Source organism: Vibrio sp. 10N.261.55.C5 (assembly GCF_041470505.1).
Taxonomy (GTDB): domain Bacteria; phylum Pseudomonadota; class Gammaproteobacteria; order Enterobacterales; family Vibrionaceae; genus Vibrio; species Vibrio crassostreae_C.
Map to the genome: position 1 here is coordinate 53,087 of NZ_JBFRMS010000037.1, position 19,205 is coordinate 72,291.

Annotated in this window: 15 protein-coding genes and 2 tRNA genes; 13 read left to right on the top strand and 4 right to left on the bottom strand. The window is 44.7% G+C overall.

Annotated elements, in window-relative coordinates:
* Window positions 1-230: 230 nt before the first annotated feature.
* Together AB4263_RS15055 and AB4263_RS15060 are read left to right on the top strand one after the other, a co-directional pair.
* Window positions 231-1,355 (top strand): efflux RND transporter periplasmic adaptor subunit, encoded by a 1,125-nt coding sequence (locus AB4263_RS15055; protein WP_372098443.1) that lies wholly within the window; start codon window positions 231-233, stop codon window positions 1,353-1,355.
* A gap of 10 nt (window positions 1,356-1,365) precedes the next feature.
* The gene (locus AB4263_RS15060) at window positions 1,366-4,458 is read left to right on the top strand and encodes an efflux RND transporter permease subunit (RefSeq protein WP_372098444.1); all 3,093 of its coding nucleotides are present in this window, start codon (window positions 1,366-1,368) and stop codon (window positions 4,456-4,458) included.
* Between the two features lie 84 nt (window positions 4,459-4,542).
* Here AB4263_RS15060 and AB4263_RS15065 read toward each other — a convergent pair whose 3' ends face one another.
* Window positions 4,543-5,832 (bottom strand): peptidoglycan DD-metalloendopeptidase family protein, encoded by a 1,290-nt coding sequence (locus AB4263_RS15065; protein ID WP_372098445.1) that lies wholly within the window; start codon window positions 5,830-5,832, stop codon window positions 4,543-4,545.
* Window positions 5,833-5,961: 129 nt separating this feature from the next.
* On the opposite strand from AB4263_RS15065, the gene tyrS reads away from it, so the two are divergent.
* Window positions 5,962-7,149: a tyrosine--tRNA ligase gene (gene tyrS, locus AB4263_RS15070; protein ID WP_372098446.1), complete on the top strand. Its 1,188-nt coding sequence runs from the start codon at window positions 5,962-5,964 to the stop codon at window positions 7,147-7,149.
* 437 nt (window positions 7,150-7,586) lie between these two features.
* On the top strand, window positions 7,587-8,432 hold the full coding sequence (locus AB4263_RS15075; RefSeq protein ID WP_017059400.1) for a magnesium transporter: 846 nt from the start codon (window positions 7,587-7,589) through the stop codon (window positions 8,430-8,432).
* Window positions 8,433-8,557: 125 nt separating this feature from the next.
* Here the strand turns inward: AB4263_RS15075 and dacB are convergent, their stop codons facing one another.
* Together dacB and AB4263_RS15085 are read right to left on the bottom strand one after the other, a co-directional pair.
* The gene (gene dacB / locus AB4263_RS15080; RefSeq protein WP_372098447.1) at window positions 8,558-9,991 is read right to left on the bottom strand and encodes a serine-type D-Ala-D-Ala carboxypeptidase; all 1,434 of its coding nucleotides are present in this window, start codon (window positions 9,989-9,991) and stop codon (window positions 8,558-8,560) included.
* A gap of 111 nt (window positions 9,992-10,102) precedes the next feature.
* On the bottom strand, window positions 10,103-11,131 hold the full coding sequence (locus AB4263_RS15085) for a porin (RefSeq protein WP_372098448.1): 1,029 nt from the start codon (window positions 11,129-11,131) through the stop codon (window positions 10,103-10,105).
* Between the two features lie 511 nt (window positions 11,132-11,642).
* Here AB4263_RS15085 and greA point away from each other — a divergent pair.
* Window positions 11,643-12,116, top strand: a complete 474-nt coding sequence (gene greA / locus AB4263_RS15090) for a transcription elongation factor GreA (protein ID WP_017059397.1) — start codon at window positions 11,643-11,645, stop codon at window positions 12,114-12,116.
* A 125-nt stretch (window positions 12,117-12,241) separates the two neighbouring features.
* On the opposite strand, the gene yhbY is transcribed toward greA, so the two are convergent.
* Window positions 12,242-12,538 (bottom strand): ribosome assembly RNA-binding protein YhbY, encoded by a 297-nt coding sequence (yhbY, locus tag AB4263_RS15095; protein ID WP_004738252.1) that lies wholly within the window; start codon window positions 12,536-12,538, stop codon window positions 12,242-12,244.
* Window positions 12,539-12,652: 114 nt separating this feature from the next.
* On the opposite strand from yhbY, the gene rlmE reads away from it, so the two are divergent.
* The 8 genes from rlmE (at window position 12,653) to rimP (ending at window position 19,186) form a co-directional block, all read left to right on the top strand.
* The gene (gene rlmE / locus AB4263_RS15100) at window positions 12,653-13,282 is read left to right on the top strand and encodes a 23S rRNA (uridine(2552)-2'-O)-methyltransferase RlmE (protein ID WP_017059396.1); all 630 of its coding nucleotides are present in this window, start codon (window positions 12,653-12,655) and stop codon (window positions 13,280-13,282) included.
* A gap of 107 nt (window positions 13,283-13,389) precedes the next feature.
* Window positions 13,390-15,357: an ATP-dependent zinc metalloprotease FtsH gene (gene ftsH / locus AB4263_RS15105; protein WP_017059395.1), complete on the top strand. Its 1,968-nt coding sequence runs from the start codon at window positions 13,390-13,392 to the stop codon at window positions 15,355-15,357.
* 88 nt (window positions 15,358-15,445) lie between these two features.
* A complete protein-coding gene (gene folP, locus AB4263_RS15110; RefSeq protein WP_017063276.1) occupies window positions 15,446-16,276 on the top strand; it encodes a dihydropteroate synthase in 831 nt (276 codons plus the stop codon).
* A gap of 21 nt (window positions 16,277-16,297) precedes the next feature.
* Window positions 16,298-17,638: a phosphoglucosamine mutase gene (glmM, locus tag AB4263_RS15115; protein WP_017072092.1), complete on the top strand. Its 1,341-nt coding sequence runs from the start codon at window positions 16,298-16,300 to the stop codon at window positions 17,636-17,638.
* 294 nt (window positions 17,639-17,932) lie between these two features.
* Entirely contained in the window at window positions 17,933-18,265 is a 333-nt protein-coding gene (gene secG, locus AB4263_RS15120; RefSeq protein ID WP_017059392.1) for a preprotein translocase subunit SecG, read from the top strand.
* 16 nt (window positions 18,266-18,281) lie between these two features.
* A tRNA-Leu gene (locus AB4263_RS15125) sits at window positions 18,282-18,366 on the top strand.
* Between the two features lie 53 nt (window positions 18,367-18,419).
* Window positions 18,420-18,496 (top strand) — tRNA-Met (locus AB4263_RS15130).
* Between the two features lie 234 nt (window positions 18,497-18,730).
* The gene (gene rimP, locus AB4263_RS15135; protein ID WP_004738265.1) at window positions 18,731-19,186 is read left to right on the top strand and encodes a ribosome maturation factor RimP; all 456 of its coding nucleotides are present in this window, start codon (window positions 18,731-18,733) and stop codon (window positions 19,184-19,186) included.
* Window positions 19,187-19,205: the final 19 nt, after the last annotated feature.

Sequence of the window (19,205 nt, forward strand, 5' to 3'; positions counted from 1 at the left end):
CATTTCAAACGCCGAACTTATGTTCGGCGTTTTTGTTTTTACTTAGTAACTTATTACTTTTCAAAGCATTCCTCTCATTTTTAGTACACGGCATATTTTTTAAACTGTCGATAGCGTCCAATTTCGTTGAGGATTGGTTTGTTAAGGTTACCTTTGTGCATAAGGAAGTTGCACATCACGCTATTAAGCCAATTAGCGCGCCTGAATTACATCGGACAAAAGGATTTGTTATGCCCACTCTATTTTCTAACTCACCACTTTTTCAGAAATTGAAGCAGCCGTGGCTGGTTTCTCTGACTCTAGTCGTGTTGTTGTCGATCTGGCTTGGTTTCGGCGTAGGGCAAGCAGAAGAGTCACCTGAAAAAAAGGCGACAGAAATTCCGTTGGCTAAGATTTCCTTTCAAACATTTACCTCATCACCGACCTTTAAAACGATTGATCTTTATGGAAGAACGGCGCCCGATCGGCATGCTCGTCTAGGTGCAGAAGTCGCGGGCAAGATTGTCAGATTGAACGTTGTTAAGGGGGATATGGTTAAAGCTGGACAAGCCATTGCCCAGATAGATAAGGGTGATTTAGAGATTCAACTAGAGCGAGCCTCGGCTTTATATCGCTTGAAGCAGAAAGAGTTTAAAGCGGCGCAGTCACTGAAGAAAAGAGGACTGCAAGGCGAAATCGCCTACACCACAGCAGAGGCCTCATTAACAGAAGCAAAAGCCATGATGCGCAACGCGGAATTGGCTTTAAAGAATACTGTCATTACTTCGCCCTTTTCGGGTGTGGTTCAAGACTTAATGGTTGAGCTTGGTGACTTTGTTGGGGTTGGCGATCCTGTTGCGGGCGTGATTGACCTCGATCCTCTGGTCATCGAAGCCGATGTCAGTGAACGTCATATCCAGCATTTGTTAGTTAATCAGTCCGCCTTGGTCCGCTTGCTGGGAAGAGAAGAAGCGGAAGGTCGTCTGCGTTATGTTTCTCGAATCTCTTCTGCTTCTACCAATACTTTTCCAATCGAGATTGAAATCGATAACTCCAAAGGCCTATTACCTGCAGGTGTCAGTGCCGAAGTAAAACTCAATCTAGAAACTAGAGACGCAATCAAGATAACACCGGCGATGCTGGCATTGGATGAGGCGGGTAACCTCGGGGTCAAAACCTTGGTTTCTGCTAGTGACTCACCAACGGTGAAGTTTGTAGGCATTCAGCTAGTAAAGGCCGAGCAAGATGGCGTGTGGCTCACGGGGTTAGGTCAGCGTGTCGATATCATCACGGTAGGGCAAGGTTTTGTTCGTGATGGTGATTCGGTGATTGCTGTTGAGCAAGGCGCTGGACTCTCTAACGTAACTGCAGAGTAGGAGATAGCCGATGTATTCAATTATTGATGCAGCCTTGTCTCGTGCTCGAACAATGCTCTCCCTTTTGGCGCTCATCTTAGTCGCAGGTGTGATTACCTATATCACGATACCCAAAGAATCGAGCCCAGATATCACCATTCCAATTATCTACGTTTCAGTCGGGCACCAAGGGATCTCGCCAACCGATGCAGAACGTTTATTGGTTCGACCTATTGAGCAAGAGCTTAGGTCAATCGAAGGCGTAAAAGAGATGACAGCAACCGCAGCAGAAGGGCACGCCTCTGTGGTGTTAGAGTTTAATGTTGGCGTCGATCTTACTAAAGCGATGGCTGATGTTCGTGACGCGGTTGATCTGGCTAAGCCCAAATTGCCAGAAGATAGCGATGAGCCGACTGTCAATGAAGTTACCCTCGCTTCTGAGCAGCCTGTGTTGTCAGTGGTTCTGTTTGGTACCGTGCCTGAGCGCACCATAGTACAAATCGCTCGAGAGCTCGGAGATAAACTCGAAAGCTATCGTCAGATCCTTGAAGTCGACATTGCAGGCGATCGCGATGACATAGTAGAAATCATCGTTGATCCATTATTGATGGAGAGTTACAGCCTAGATCAAGCGGACATCTATAATCTGATTGCTTTGAATAACCGAGTGGTGGCCGCAGGTTTTGTTGATACTGGCTACGGACGTTTTTCTGTCAAAGTCCCTTCGGTATTTAACTCCTTAAAAGACGTGCTTGAGTTGCCTATTAAAGTGGATGGCAAGCAGGTGGTCACTTTTGGCGATGTCGCCACGGTTCGTCGAGCGTTTCGAGATCCTGAAAGCTTTGCTCGTTTAGATGGCAAATCTGCGGTGGTGTTGGATATCAAGAAGCGTGCAGGCGAAAACATCATTGAAACCGTTGAGCTAGTCAAAGCAGTAATGGCAGGCGCTCAGCAGCAAGCGGAATGGCCAAATAACCTGTTGGTCAAATACACCTGGGATGAATCTAAAGATGTGAAGATCATGCTTAACGATCTTCAAAATAATATTCTATCCGCCATTATTTTGGTGGTGATCGTTATCATCGCGATTCTTGGTGTTCGAACCGCGCTATTGGTCGGAATTTCAATTCCTGGATCGTTCCTCACGGGATTGTTGGTGTTGTCTGTGTTTGGTCTAACCGTCAACATCGTGGTGCTGTTCTCGTTGATCATGGCGGTTGGTATGTTGGTCGATGGCGCAATTGTTGTTACCGAGTTTGCCGACAGGCGAATGCAAGAAGGTGAAGGGCGTAAAGCCGCTTACCGAGATGCAGCGAAACGGATGGCGTGGCCAATAACGGCATCAACGGCTACAACCTTGGCTGCATTTGCTCCGTTACTGTTTTGGCCTGATGTGACGGGCGAATTTATGAAGTTCTTACCACTAACTCTGATCGCGACTTTAACTGCATCATTGATCATGGCGTTGTTGTTTGTGCCCGTGCTGGGCGGTTTGATTGGCAAACCTCAATACGTATCGTCTAAAAGCCAAGCTCGAATGGTCGCACTGCATAATGGTGACTTTTCACAGGCTACTGGTTTAACCAAGGCTTACTACCACACGCTTTCTTTAGCGATTAAACACCCCTTTAAGATTTTGTTCAGTGCGATACTGCTCGCGGTTGCAGTTGGTTTTACTTATTCAAAAGCGGGTCTAGGTGCAGAGTTCTTCCCAGAAGTTGATCCGCCATTCTTTAATGTCAAAGTTCGCTCGCATGGGGATCTGTCTATCCAAGAAAAGGATGACATCATGCGTGATATTGAACTGATGATGCTCAATCATGATGAGCTCGATACCGTTTACACGCGTACTGGTGGTGACGACCAGATTGGTTTGATCTCAATTACGCCTGTTGACTGGCAATATCGACGCAGCGTTAAGGCGATTATTGATGAGTTGAAGGTACAAACCGATCAATACGCTGGTGTTGAGATTGAATATAAGTTCCCTGATGCTGGGCCTCCGGTTGAAAATGACTTAGTGATTGAGCTGTCGGCAAGAACTCCAGAGCAGCTCAATCAGGCTGCAAAAATTGTGAGAGGTTGGGCTGATGGCAATCAAGCACTGACCAATATCAGCGATACTGCGAGTAAAGATGGCATCGATTGGAAGGTGGATATTCGCCGCGACGATGCTGCGCGCTTTGCAGCTGATGCGACCTTAGTGGGTAATACCGTTCAATTCGTGACTAATGGTCTCAAGATTGGTGATTATCTGCCCGATGACTCTTCAGAAGAGGTCGATATCTTGGTGCGCTACCCTAATGATAAGCGTGATATCGGGCGCTTCGACCAGCTTAGGGTGAAAACGCCAGCAGGTTTAGTACCTATTACTAATTTCGCTCAGATCGTTCCCGACCATAAGCAAGACACCATTAAACGCCTTGATGGCAAGCGTGTGGTGAACATCATGGCGGATATGGAAGAAGGGTATAACCTTGCGCTCGAACTACCAAAGATCGAACAAGCATTGAGTGAGCTAGGGCTGCCGAGTAGCGTGGAATTTCGCATCCGTGGTCAAAACGAAGAACAAGAAAACTCGTCAGCCTTTTTACAAAGTGCTTTCTTGGTTGCTTTGGCGGTAATGGCTTTGATTCTGATTACTCAGTTCAATAGCTTCTATCAAGCGTTTTTGATTCTGAGTGCTGTATTGTTTTCGACCGTTGGCGTGTTCGTTGGCTTACTGATCTTCCAACGTCCGTTTGGCATTGTGATGTCGGGAATTGGGGTAATAGCGCTCGCCGGCATAGTCGTGAACAACAACATCGTGTTGATTGATACTTATAATCAGCTCATCAAAAGAGGCTTGGACAAGCGAGATGCGATTCTAAGAACCGGTGTTCAGCGTTTAAGGCCAGTAATGCTCACGACGGTTACGACTATCTTAGGTTTAATGCCGATGGTGTTAGAGATGAACATCGACCTGATTAATCAAAAGATAGAGTTTGGCGCGCCAAGTACACAATGGTGGTCACAGCTTGCGACCGCTATTGCTGGTGGTTTGGCGTTTGCCACGGTGCTGACTTTAGTATTAACCCCTTGTTTGTTAATGCTTGGACGGAACAACAAACCTGAAAAACAGTAGCTAGTTGTGGTATGTGAGCATAAAAAAGAGCGCCTTGATGGGCGCTCTTTGCATTTTTCTATTTTGCAGTGAAGCTACAAACGCCTAGTTAGTCGCTAGTAACTGACCGTATCGCTCAAGGTTTCTTAATCGAATCTCTGAGTTGGCAATAAAGGTTGCTTTTGCTTTACCAGTTAACGACTTGGATTGAGGCAATTTCACGGTACGCGCATTTTTATGTACGCCATTAACCAAGAATTCATAATGTAAGTGCGGGCCAGTCACACGGCCTGTACCGCCCAAAGTACCAATGGTTTGGCCTTGTTTTACGCGCTGACCGGTTTTCACCATACGTCGCTTCATGTGCAGGTACTTGGTGATGTAGGTGTTGCTGTGGCGGATGAACACGTAGTTACCATTGAATTGGTTGTAACCTGACTTCTGAACAATACCGTCACCGGCTGCCCAGATAGGCGTGCCAACAGGGGCTGCGTAGTCAGTACCGCGGTGAGCTCGAATCTTACCGGTTACTGGGTGTCTCCTGGTAGGGTTAAAGTTCGATGTTACGCGACGAAAATCAATTGGTGAGCGCAAGAACGCCTTCTTCATCGCACGACCATTTTCATCGAAGTAGTTGCCGCTTTTATCATCCAATACCGCGGTAAATGAATCGCCTTGGTTTTTGAACACGGCTGCCATGATCTTACCGCGACCAACTACTTCACCTTCAACCACTTTCTCTTGGTATAAGATTTTGAAGCTGTCGTTCTTACGAATATCTAACGCAAAGTCGATATCCCAACCGAAGATGCCGGCCAGTTCCATAATTTGGTTTGCGGTTAAACCTGCGCTGACGCCAGCGTTCCAGAAGTTAGAGGTGATGTTGGCTTCGGCATAATTGTATTGGTATACCACTTCTTTTTTGTCGAAACTTGATGAGAAAGAATCGCCAGATTTAGTGATCTTGAAGCTTTCAAACGCACTAAGTTGTCGTTTTAACTGAATAAGGTCGTTGTTTTCATCAAAGCCGAACTGCAAGACATCACCAGGTCTTAGGTTAGACAGCTGCTTCTTAATATCATTATTGGTATTGAGTAGCGTGATCAGCAGACGGTATGAGAGGCCAATACGTTCAAATAAAACAGAGGTGCTTTCGCCAGAGCGAACGGTGTATTTCTCCCAATTGAGCACTGCCGTCGTTGGAGCGTCACTTGAGCTAATAAGTGCAGAGGCATTGATAGTCAGTGGGTAATGTTTTCCCACAACTAAAGCGCCCGAATCGTCACGCAAACTGTTGACATCGGGGAGTAAGAAAATCGCGACGAAAATTATGGCACTAAAAAATGCGATAAAAGCCCGGTGCAAAATAGGAAGGCGTGCAAAAATAGACAACATGTTCCGGTTCGTTCTGTAAATATTATGAAAATCGACGACGGAATAGTGTAACTGGTTTCAAAATACATCGCTATTCAAGTAAGATGTCTAATTAATGTATTTTTGCCAAATCTGTGGGAGTGAACAAGAATGGCGAGTATTGAAGCTGCACTAGCCGAGATCAAACGTGGCGTAGAAGAACTGATTCCAGAAGACGAACTGATTGCAAAACTAAAAGAAGGTCGTCCTTTACGCATTAAGCTGGGTGCCGATCCAACAGCTCCAGATATCCACCTAGGCCATACGGTTATCTTTAACAAGCTTCGTGCTTTCCAAGAGCTTGGTCATGAAGTGACATTCCTTATCGGTGATTTCACTGCAATGGTTGGTGACCCATCAGGTAAAAACTCAACACGTCCACCGCTAAGCCGCGAAGACGTATTGAAGAATGCTGAAACTTACAAAGAGCAAGTATTCAAGATTCTAGATCCTGCGAAGACGCAAATTCGTTTCAACTCTGAATGGCTATCTGAGCTTGGCGCTGAAGGCATGATTCGTCTTGCTTCTAACCAAACTGTTGCTCGTATGCTTGAGCGTGATGACTTCAAAAAGCGTTACGCTGGTGGTCAACCGATCGCAATCCACGAATTCATGTACCCACTTCTACAAGGTCACGACTCTGTTGCACTAGAGAGCGACGTTGAGCTTGGCGGTACTGACCAGAAGTTTAACCTTCTAATGGGTCGTGAACTGCAAAAAGCGGCAGGTCAAAAACCACAAGCGGTACTGATGATGCCACTACTTGTTGGTCTAGACGGTGTTAAGAAGATGTCTAAGTCTGCGCATAACTATATCGGTATCAGCGAAGCACCAAGCGAGATGTTTGGTAAGATCATGTCTATCTCTGACGATCTAATGTGGAGCTACTACGAGCTACTGTCTTTCCGTCCACTTGAAGAAGTGGCAGAGCTGAAAGCTGGTGTTGAAGCGGGTAAAAACCCACGTGACGTTAAAGTACTTCTGGCTAAAGAGATCATTGCTCGTTTCCACAGTGAAGCAGATGCTGATGCAGCAGAGCAAGAGTTCGTTAACCGCTTTGCTAAAAACCAAGTGCCAGATGATATGCCTGAGTTCGAATTCGAAGCGGGTCTACCAATTGCTAACGTTCTAAAAGAAGCGGGTCTTGTAAACTCGACTTCTGATGCGATGCGTATGATCAAGCAAGGTGCGGCTAAGCTTGAAGGCGAGAAGATTGAAGACAGCAAATTCGTGCCTGAAGCAGGTACTGCCGTTTACCAAGTAGGTAAGCGTAAGTTTGCTCGTATTACTATCAAGTAATAACGTACATCAATGATTTAATAAAAGGCATCTACGGATGCCTTTTTTATTGACCCCTATTTATTGACAGGAATTTGACGAAGTCTTTTTAACAGCATTGCTACACTATGCGCGCTGTCGAACTGACAGTAATTTTGGAGATTTTTATGAACAATACCGACCATCCTCCTAGTTTGAATGGAGAAGAATAACCTGTCTCGGTATTGATCTATTGTCCTGCCGTTCAGGTAGGGTATCTTTGTTTTCCCTTCATTCTTTTCCACACTCTAGGTTCTAACAAGTAGACACACCAGTGCTTTAAGCTCTTGGTGCGCTCAGTTATATGCTTTATGTATCGAGTTCTACGCTCTTGGTGTACACCGCTTTATGTTTGTGAAGTACTTACTGTAGGCTACTTGTTTTGATGGTCGTTACCTTTGCCAATCGGGAGATTCGCCATGACGGTAATGAACAACACTTTTTTATCTATTGAAGCTCTGTACTCAGAGCAAGACATCCAAGCTGTATCGAATGCATTTCAGCAATACGGGCGTGAGCAGCAAGTTAGGCTTCTCAACTGTATGCCGCTTGAAGATGCAGTACTTGTATTAGGGCAATGCTCTCTAAGTACGATTCAAGCTCTACTTAGTGAGTTAGAGGAGCAAGGCTTTGAAAAGCGTTCGCGACATCTAGCTCACCAACTAGGGCTAATCTATTCAGAGGTTGAGCCTCAACAGGGTTACCTTTCTACAGGTGTATTAAGCCATGTTAGACAGCGTATCGGTTGGATTATTGCGCTGGCACTGCTAGGTATCGTTTCTGGTCTTATCATCGCTCAGTACGAAGATATCCTTAGCCAACTGGTACTGCTAGCTATCTATATGCCAGTTATCGCTGCAGCGGGAGGTAACACGGGAACACAAGCCGCTACTTTGGTGATTAGAGCCTTAGCCACTGGTGAATTGAAAAAACGTCAGTGGGCCAATGTTCTATGGAAAGAGTTTAGAGTGGCTATTTGTTTAGCACTGGCGATTGCCGCGGTAATGATTGGACGTATCTTGCTGTTCAGTGAAAACCAGTCTACTGGTGGTTACGACATTAACATGATTGCCTTTGCTATCGCTGTTGCTCTGTTTATTCAGGTGACCATATCAACTGTGCTCGGCGGCGGATTACCGATAGTTGCTAGGTTATTTAAGCTTGATCCAGCGGTGTTAGTAAGTCCAGTACTTGCATCGATAGTGGATATCTCAGGAATGTGGATCTACTTCACTGTGGTGAACTCATTTTTAGGAATTGCTTAGCTCTTATAAAAATGGGCACCTATAAAAATAGTTAAATACATCTGAGAAATAAAAATGGCGCTGAAGATTTAAGGTCTTCAGCGCCATTTTTATTGTTTGAGTAGAAGTTTACACAGAGCTAAGCATTACTTAGATTTGCTTTGTGTTTGACTGAACTCGACTACATCTTTGTAGAAAGCACGCTCAAACTGGGTGATTGGAGCCTCTACCGGTCTGTCTGGATCTTGCTCTTCAGGGAAGTAATCACGAATAAACTGCACAAACAAAGAGTTTGGTTTCCCGGACTCATCTAAACCATATCCCGCCATGTTGTACGTTCCGTACAAAGAACCACTTTTGGCTGTGATGTTGCCCTGAATCGGTGCTTTTCTCATGCTTGGACGGTACTTGAGCGTTCCATTTACACCTGATGTAGGCATAGCCTCAATTAGGTTGAGCTGTTGATCGTTTTCCCAGATATAACGAAGCACTTGAGCCATGGTCTGTGACCTCATTCGGTTATTTCTAGATAGCCCTGAACCATCGACGAGCTGCGCTTTACTGAGGTCAATATTAGCCTTGGCCAGCAGTATCTGTTTTATTGCTTCAGTGCCGTTATTGAAGCTGCCCGGTTGAACATAAAATGTTGCTCCTAGCGTTTTAGTTAGATTATCTGCGATAAGGTTATCTGACTTCTTGAGCATGATATCGAGCAGTTCAGGAAGCTTTTCTGAGTTGTGACTAGCGACTAACGTGGTTTTGTCTGCTTGCGCTTTTTTACCAATAATCACATCACCTTTTACTTCTATTTTCAGTTCTTTGAGAAGCGATGTAACGACTTGATAGGTGTAAAGTTCTGGATTTTGAATCGCGAACTTGAGTGGCAGTGGCTTTTTACGCTCAACCAAGCAACCAGAGAGCTTGTAAGCGTTATCTGGTGTGGTGATGAGCTCCAAGTCGCATTGTGTTGCCTTCTGCCCAGAGCGAGTTACCGTGGCAGCGGTGGTCGTCACGTCTATCGGATAGTGAGCGGGAATATAAACGCGTGTCGCACCATTATCTTTTGTATAAATAGAGGCTTGTGCACAGTTGCTGTCTAAGGTCATTGCACTAGAGGGCGCGCTGTAACAAACGCCTAGAATGTCCCAAGGCCACCCCACCGCTCGCTGATAGCCGGTATAAGCTGTGTTATCCAGGTATAAGTTGCCTTTGATGGTTCTGGATTGAGACTTAGCATACTGAGCTAACAGGCTTTTTAGCTGTTCACGTTGTAGTGTTGGGTCACCGCTAAATGAAATGATCGAATCATTGCCAGAACGAACAATGCTGGTGATGTAATGAAAGTTGTCGCCCAGCTCTAATTTAGCCGCTAAAGCCGTCACCAGTTTTAACGTGCTGGCTGGTGGATAAAAGTCATCGCTATCGGTATTAAGTTCGCCCGAATTATCACTCAACGATTTGAGTATCAAACTCGTACTACTACCATCGGGCAGTGTTTTTAGAGGGGCGTATGCGAAAGCGTTAACTGAGAAAGCGCTAATGGAAAAACTACATACAAGTAGTGTGGATAGAAGGCGCATAGAAGATTTCTTGGATGGCTGATGTTTTCAGTATACAGATATAAAAAACGCCCGCTAGATAGCGGGCGTTTTGATTCTCAATTAACTAATTAATCAATTAGATAATCAGAATTAGAAGTCGTAACGTAGACCAATAGCTAGCTCGTCTTCAGCATCTGTTTTAAGCGCAGGACGTGTTGTTAGGTTCTTAGTATCACCAAACTGGTCGCCTTCCGAGATTAGGTTGAAGTTGTACGAGATGTACGTACGGAAGTTAGGCTTGAAGTAGTAAGTTGCATCGATTGCAACATTATCTGCTGCAGTTTCGCTGTCGAATTCAGAGTTGTTGTACGTTAGCGTGAACGCAGCTTGGTCTAGCGTGTAAGCAGTTGCGAATTCGTAACCAGTGTAGTTGCCGTCTTTTTTCGCTAGTTCACCGTCTGTGAATGTACCAGCAAAGTATAGAGCGTCAGTGCGGTAAGATGCCGCTAGCATGTATTCGTTTTGCTCTGCTTGATCAGCGTAACCTGCACCTAGCTTGAAGCCAGAATCGCCGATTGCGTAGATACCAGATAGAGAGTAGCCGTCTGCGTTGTTGTCAGTGAAGTCGCCTGCTGCAGTTTCAGAACGGTCAGCGAAACGGTAGCTTGCTTTAACTGCTAGGTCTTGGAATTCACCTTTGTAAGAAAGCATGTTGTCTGTACGGTCAGCCGCTGCAATTTTGTATGCCGCTGAGTTACCGTGGTAAGACATGATATCGGTAAAGTCTGTGATAACGCCTAGCGCACCGTCGTTTTTACCGTAAGTTACTTCACCGAATGTACCGCCGATACCAGCGTATGTGTAACGGTGATCGATAGAATCAGCATCGCCTTCGTAGTCGTTTGCGTTGTATTCTGCTTCGTAGAAACCAACGCCGTATAGGCCGTCTTGGATTTCAACTTTACCTAGGAAGTTAAGACGTACACGAGTGTTGTCTTGTGCTTTGCCATCTTTTAGAGATAGGCGAGCTTCCGCACGACCACCGATCTCTAGAGAAGTGCCGTTTGAGCTGTATACAGAAGTACCGGCAATATCACCAGCTTGTTTACCGTCGGCTGCCACTGCGTTAGTAGCAAGAGCTGCAGCAGATACAGCAAGCGCGATCATAGTCTTGTTCATGTTATAATTTCCTAATTACTGTCCATAGAAGTTTTATTAAGGATTTGAACCCTTTTGTGTATTGCCTGTATTAATCAGGCTTCATAATCATGATTAGAACAGAAGTCTGAAAATGCCAGTGCAATCCATGGGTTACTTTTTACCTCTAAAGTTCCATGGTCAGTTAGTAAAATGATATAAAACTAAAAAATGAACACTGTTTTATTATATATTTTTTGTTTAAGTGATTGTTTTTGAGTGTATTTTATAAAAGTGTGATCTGTGTTTATTTTGTTTGTTTTTTGTTTTTTTAGGTATTTAGCTCTCCGCTTATTGATGGGGAGGTTATTATTCATTTTTGTGATGTCTGTAATTTAGACCTAGATAAAGCTTTTATAACGCAAAGTGGAATAAAGGTGATTTAGCCATAAAGTTTGTTTACACTAAGCCAAATCGTTTTGTTTCTATCACCCAATAAATACGTTGGGTGTATTTATGTTGGCCAAAGAAAGCTTTGGCATAGAGGTAAAAAATGGAAAAGGTTCCAATGACAGTACGTGGCGCTCAGCAGCTACGTGACGAATTAGATCGCCTACTTAAGCTACGCCCTGTTATCTCAGCAGCTATTGGTGAAGCACGTGAACTAGGTGACCTGAAAGAGAATGCTGAATACCACGCCGCTCGTGAAGAGCAGGGTATTTGTGAAGCTCAGATCCGTGATATTGAATATAAGCTATCACTGGCTCAGATCATCGATGTAACGCAAATGGATAATACGGGCAAGATTATCTTTGGTACGACAGTGACACTGATTGATGTGGATACCGATGATGAGTTCCGCTACCAAATCGTTTCAGAAGACGAAGCAGACATCAAAACGGGTCGCATTTCTGTGAAATCGCCAATTGCTCGCGGTCTTATCGGTAAAATGGAAGGCGACGAAGTCATGATCTCTACCCCTGGTGGTGACAAAGACTTCGAAATCGACAAAGTAGAATATATCTAATTGAATTTTCTTTGTTTCTGATAAGTAAAAAGGTCGCTAAATGCGACCTTTTTCGTTTCTCACGCTACACTAAAAGATAAGCGCTGTGGCTTCCTATTAGTGAAGTTAGCTTATATCAAACTCGCTTATTTACGTGGAATCTCGATTTTACGTGCTTCTGACTGGCGGAACAGTACTAGAACTTTACCGATAGTCTGTACTTTCTCAGCTTTAGTTTCACGTACAATTGCATCGATAATCAGTTGCTTAGTCTCACGGTCTTCTGATGCAACTTTAATCTTGATCAGTTCGTGGTGGTCTAGAGCTAATTCGATTTCCGCTAGAACAGCTTCAGTAAGTCCATTTGCGCCCATTAGCACAACAGGTTTTAAACTGTGAGCTAGGCCCTTTAGATGCTGCTTTTGTTTGGTACTTAGGTTCATTACGCGGCCAATTTTCTTTACTATTAGGGTTGAAAAAACCTATTTTAACGCCATCTAAAGCTGAAGACTATAATTTATTCAGCAATTAGTACTTTCCTCCAATTTAGGTATCCAATGAGCAAACAGAAACACTCGGCCAGTTCAGGCCGTTGGTTGAAGGAACACTTCGACGACAAGTACGCAAATGAAGCAAGAAAGAAAGGCTATCGTTCACGTGCTTATTTCAAAATGGAAGAGATTCAAACGAAAGATAAATTGCTGTCTCCTGGGATGACCATTGTGGATTTGGGTGCAGCACCTGGCGGTTGGTCTCAATATGCTGCTAAGATTGTTGGAGACAACGGACAAATCATTGCGTGTGACTTGTTACCAATGGATCCGATTGCTGGTGTTAGCTTTTTACAAGGCGATTTCCGCGAAGAAGCTGTGCTAGATGCCTTGTTGGAACGTATACAACCAAACATGGTTGATGTCGTGATGTCAGATATGGCACCTAATATAGCAGGCAACAATTCTGTGGATCAGCCAAGAGCTATGTATTTAGTTGAATTAGCTTTGGATATGTGTCGACAAGTTCTAGCTACCAATGGTAGTTTTGTTGTAAAAGTATTCCAAGGCGAAGGGTTTGACCAATACGTTAAGGACGTCCGCGAGATGTTTAAAACAGTAAAAGTTAGAAAACCCGACTCTTCTCGAGCTCGATCTCGTGAAGTGTTTATCGTAGCCACTGGTTACAAAGGTTAACGATTCTCTTCCAAGAGTGAGAGTTAACAACATGGCTACAGGTTACAAACTGTAGTACCCTACCTTTAATTACAATTAGTTATCGAGAGGCTTACACCTTGAGTGACATGGCAAAAAATTTAATTCTGTGGCTTGTTATCGCGGTAGTGTTGATGTCGGTATTCCAGAGCTTCGGCCCTGGGGAAAGTAACGGCAGAGCAGTAGATTACACCACGTTTGTACAGGAAGTTGGCCAAGGCCAGATTCAAGACGCACAGTTCAATAACAGCGAAATCACTTTCACACGTCGTGGTGGTGGTTCTAAGTATGTAACTTACATGCCTGTTTATGATCAAAAGCTACTTGATGACTTAATTAATCAAAACGTAAAAGTTCAGGGTACACCACCTGAAGAGCAGAGCCTGCTTGGCACTATCTTCATCTCATGGTTCCCAATGATCTTACTGATTGGTGTATGGATTTTCTTCATGCGTCAAATGCAAGGCGGCGGCGGCGGTAAAGGCGCGATGTCTTTCGGTAAGAGTAAAGCTCGAATGATGAGCGAAGAACAAATCAAAACCATGTTTGCTGATGTTGCTGGTTGTGACGAAGCAAAAGAAGACGTGAAAGAGCTTGTGGACTACCTTCGTGACCCAAGCCGCTTCCAAAAGCTAGGTGGTAAGATCCCGACAGGTATCCTGTTGGTTGGTCCTCCTGGTACGGGTAAAACATTGCTTGCAAAAGCGATTGCCGGTGAAGCGAAAGTACCGTTCTTTACTATCTCTGGTTCTGACTTCGTTGAAATGTTTGTTGGTGTTGGTGCATCTCGTGTGCGTGACATGTTCGAACAAGCGAAGAAAGCGGCACCTTGTATCATCTTTATCGATGAAATTGATGCTGTAGGTCGTCAACGTGGCGCTGGTGTTGGTGGTGGTCACGATGAACGTGAACAAACACTGAACCAAATGTTGGTTGAGATGGATGGTTTCGAAGGTAACGAAGGTATTATCGTTATCGCTGCGACTAACCGTCCAGACGTACTAGACCCTGCATTACTTCGTCCTGGTCGTTTTGACCGTCAAGTTGTGGTTGGTCTACCGGATGTACGTGGTCGTGAACAGATTCTTAAAGTACACATGCGTAAAGTGCCACTATCAGGTGATGTTGAACCGTCGCTGATCGCTCGTGGTACTCCAGGCTTCTCTGGTGCAGATCTTGCGAACCTTGTGAACGAAGCGGCGCTATTTGCTGCTCGTGGTAACAAGCGCAATGTATCTATGGTTGAGTTTGAACTTGCGAAAGACAAAATTATGATGGGTGCAGAGCGCCGTTCAATGGTTATGTCTGAAGAAGTGAAAGAGTCAACGGCTTACCACGAAGCGGGTCACGCAATTGTTGGTCGTTTGGTACCTGAACACGATCCAGTGTACAAGGTGTCAATCATTCCACGTGGTCGTGCGCTTGGTGTAACCATGTACTTGCCAGAGCAAGATCGTGTGAGCATGTCTCGCCAACATCTAGAGTCTATGATTTCTAGCCTGTACGGTGGTCGTCTTGCTGAAGAACTTATTTACGGTAAAGACAAAGTGTCAACTGGTGCGTCTAACGATATCGAACGTGCAACTGATATTGCTCGTAAGATGGTTACGCAGTGGGGCTTCTCTGAGAAATTGGGTCCTCTTCTTTACGCAGAAGAAGAAGGTGAAGTTTTCCTAGGTCGCGGCATGAGCCAAGCTAAGCACGTTTCTGATGACACGACTAAGCTTATCGATGAAGAGATTCGTATCCTTATCGACCGTAACTACGATAGAGCTAAGAAGATTCTTGAAGATAACATGGATATCATGCATTCGATGAAAGACGCTCTAATGAAGTTCGAAACGATCGATGCAGGTCAAATTGATGACTTGATGGAGCGTAAGCAAGAGATTCGTGATCCAGCTGGTTGGGGTGATCAGGTAAAAGCTGAACCTACAAAGGAAGAAGCAAAACCTGAAGCTAAGGCAGAAGAAGCTAAAGCGGAACCTAAAGCTGAAGAGTCAAAAGTTGAAGAAGTTAAATCTGAATCAGATGATGCTCAAAACAAAGATTCTTAATCGCTAAACTATCAATTAAAACCCTGAGTACGCTCAGGGTTTTTCTGTTTATAGCCTATGGTGTTTTTCCCTTTAAGATCGGCCATCCATGATATTAAAAGCAAAGAATAAAACTCTCGTGTTAGATCGCCCACATGTGATGGGCATCCTCAATGTCACCCCTGACTCTTTCTCTGACGGTGGGAAATTTAACTCACTTGATAATGCCTTACAGCAAGCTGAACGCATGGTTCAAGCGGGCGTTAGCATTATCGATATTGGTGGTGAGTCAACTCGACCTGGCGCTCCTGATGTTTCGTTAGAAGAGGAGCTTGCTCGTGTCATTCCTGCTATTAAAGCCATTCGTGCCAAGTTTGATGTGTGGATCTCGATAGATACCAGTAAAGCGGAAGTGATGCGCCAAGCTGTTGAAGCGGGCGCTGATTTGATCAATGATGTGCGCGCTTTGCAAGAGCCTGGAGCATTACAAGTCGCCGCTGATGCTAATGTTCCGATTTGTCTGATGCACATGAAAGGTCAGCCGAGAACCATGCAAGCTAACCCAAGTTATGATGATGTTCTTCAGGATGTAGAAGCATTCTTGCAAGAAAGGGTGGAGGCTTGTGAGGCGGTGGGTATTTCAAAAGATCAGCTGATCCTTGACCCTGGCTTTGGCTTTGGGAAAACCATCGAACACAATTATCACCTACTAGCGCATCTTGAAAAGTTTCATTCGTTAGGCTTACCTGTTTTAGCGGGGATGTCGAGAAAATCGATGATCTTTAAATTGCTAGACAAGGTTCCGGCCGACTGCATGGTCGCAAGCGTCACATGCGCGACGATTGCCGCGATGAAAGGCGCACAAATTATTCGCGTTCATGATGTCGAGGAGACACTGGAAGCGATGAAAATAATCGAAGTGATGAACAACAATCACTAAATATAATTAAGGAAAATCACTATGTCTGATAAAAGACGTTATTTCGGCACAGATGGTGTGCGTGGCAAAGTAGGCCAGTACCCGATTACACCTGATTTTGTTCTGAAGCTTGGCTGGGCTGCGGGTCGTGTTCTTGCGAAGCAAGGCACAAAGAAAGTCATCATTGGTAAAGATACTCGTATCTCTGGTTACATGCTTGAGTCAGCGCTAGAAGCTGGCCTTGCTGCTGCTGGTCTTCAGGCTACGTTTACTGGCCCAATGCCAACACCTGCTGTGGCTTACCTAACTCAAACCTTCCGCGCTGAAGCCGGTATTGTTATCTCTGCATCACACAACCCATACTACGATAACGGTATCAAGTTCTTCTCTTCTGAGGGAACAAAACTGCCGGACGATATCGAGTTGGCAATTGAAGCTGAATTGGATAAAGACATCGAATGTGTTGATTCATTTGAGCTTGGTAAAGCAGTACGTTTGAACGATGCGGCTGGCCGTTACATCGAGTTCTGTAAGAGCACATTCCCAAATCAGATGACGCTTGCAGGAATGAAAATTGTTGTCGATTGTGCACATGGTGCGACTTACCACATAGCTCCTGCCGTATTTAAAGAGCTGGGTGCTGAAGTTATTGCGATTGGTGTTGAGCCAAACGGTACTAATATCAACCACGAAGTCGGTGCGACAGATGTACGTGCTCTGCAAGCAAAAGTGGTTGAAGAAAAAGCGGCATTAGGCCTTGGCTTTGATGGTGATGGTGACCGTATCATCATGGTTGACGAGCTAGGTAACAAAGTTGATGGCGATCAAATCGCTTACATCATTGCTCGTGATGCACTGCGTCGCGGTGAGTTGAAAGGTGGCGTTGTTGGTACACTAATGACCAACCTTGGTATGGAAAATGGCCTTAAGCAGTTAGGTATTCCGTTTGTTCGTGCTGCTGTTGGTGACCGTTACGTAATGGAACAGCTTCTTGCTAAAGGCTGGAAGATCGGCGCTGAAAATTCGGGGCATGTTATCCTACTAGATAAAGTGACGACGGGTGATGCTATCGTTGCTGCTCTGCAAGTTTTGGCTTCAGTTGTTGATAGCGAAATGACACTGAATGAGTTGTCTCAGGGCATGACGTTGTACCCTCAAGTTCTAGAAAACGTTCGTTTCAGCGGAGATTCAAACCCACTAGAAGCCGAAGCGGTAAAAGCAGCGGTTGTTGAAGTAGAAGCAGAGCTTGGCGAGAAAGGCCGTGTACTATTACGCAAGTCTGGTACCGAGCCACTACTGCGTGTCATGGTTGAAGGCGAAGATGCAGAGCTTGTTCAAGCATCAGCGCTTAAGATTGCAGATGCAGTAAAAGCAAACTGCTAATTTAACCTTTTACTTAGCTGGCGCAGCGAATAGCGCTTGTGATTAGAAGTGGTTGACTTATATCACGGTCAAAAGATATAACGGTCAAAAGAGACATAAATGAGTTTTGTGTCGCTTTTGACCTTTTTTTGACCATTCACTTGGTAAAGGCTTATTTTTTAGCAAATTCTCCTTGTCAGCCATCGTCGCATTCGCTAGTATTGCTCGGCCTTCAGTTAGGAGGTCGCTAGCCTTGTTCTTAAAAATAGTTTTTTGAACGGCGCTGGCTCAACAATTAGGAACATAGGTGGAAAAATGTTTACAGTTCTACTTGTGATTTACCTGTTGGCAGCGCTTGGTGTAATTGGCCTAGTGTTGATTCAACAAGGTAAAGGCGCAGATATGGGAGCCTCTTTCGGTGCTGGCGCTTCAAACACTGTGTTTGGTGCTGGTGGCTCAGGAAATTTCCTTACCCGAATGACTGCAATTTTTGCAACTACATTTTTTATCCTTAGCTTAGTGCTTGGTAATATGTCTACACATAAAACTGAGTCACAATGGATTGACCCGACCCAAGGTCAGGTGATTCAACAAGCTGATGATGCAGTGAGTGAAGTTCCGGCGCAAGGCGACGAAATTCCACAATAATCTGTAAAGATTTGATGCCGAGATGGTGAAATTGGTAGACACGCTAGCATGAGGTGCTAGTGCCTTAGGGTGTGAGGGTTCGAGTCCCTCTCTCGGCACCATGTTTACAAACTTGTAAAACATCTTGTTGGGCGTATAATGCTCGCAAGTCGGACGCGGGATGGAGCAGTTTGGTAGCTCGTCGGGCTCATAACCCGAAGGTCGTCGGTTCAAATCCGGCTCCCGCAACCAATTTCAATGCTATTATATAGCTTGTATTGGTAGCAAGTTTGCACAGTGTGAACCTCACTGTGAGTTAGGTGCGATATCGAATGTGATGGCACTTAACATATAAGGGTCCAGCAACAAAAACCCCGGCTTATACGGGGTTTTTTGTTATCTAAGCATTTGTAAATGTATTTAGATAATGTTTGCTTGGAATTTAAATTGGGCTTTGAGCCCTTTTTTTGTTTCTGGAGTGGTTAAATGACTGGTTTAGAAAGACAACTTACTGAAATGCTTGACGCTCCAGTAGCAGCATCAGGTTATGAGTTAGTTGGATTAGAATTTATTCGTGCTGGTGAGCACTCAACGCTACGTATTTACATCGATTCACCAAACGGTATCAATGTAGATGATTGCGCTGAAGTTAGCCACCAAGTAAGTGCCGTAATGGACGTTGAAGATCCAATTTCAGTGGCTTATAACCTTGAAGTGTCTTCACCAGGTTTAGAGAGACCACTGTTCAAAGCAGAGCATTACCAACAATTTATTGGTCACGAGGTAAGCATCGTTTTGAAAATGGCTGTCGGCAACCGTCGTAAATGGAAAGGTGATATCCAATCTATCGAAGGCGAGACAGTGAAAGTATTGGTTGAAGGACAAGAAGAAGAATTCGTCCTGAGCAATATTGCGAAAGCTAACCTGATCCCTAAATTTTAGTTCTCCTAGAGAGAAGAGC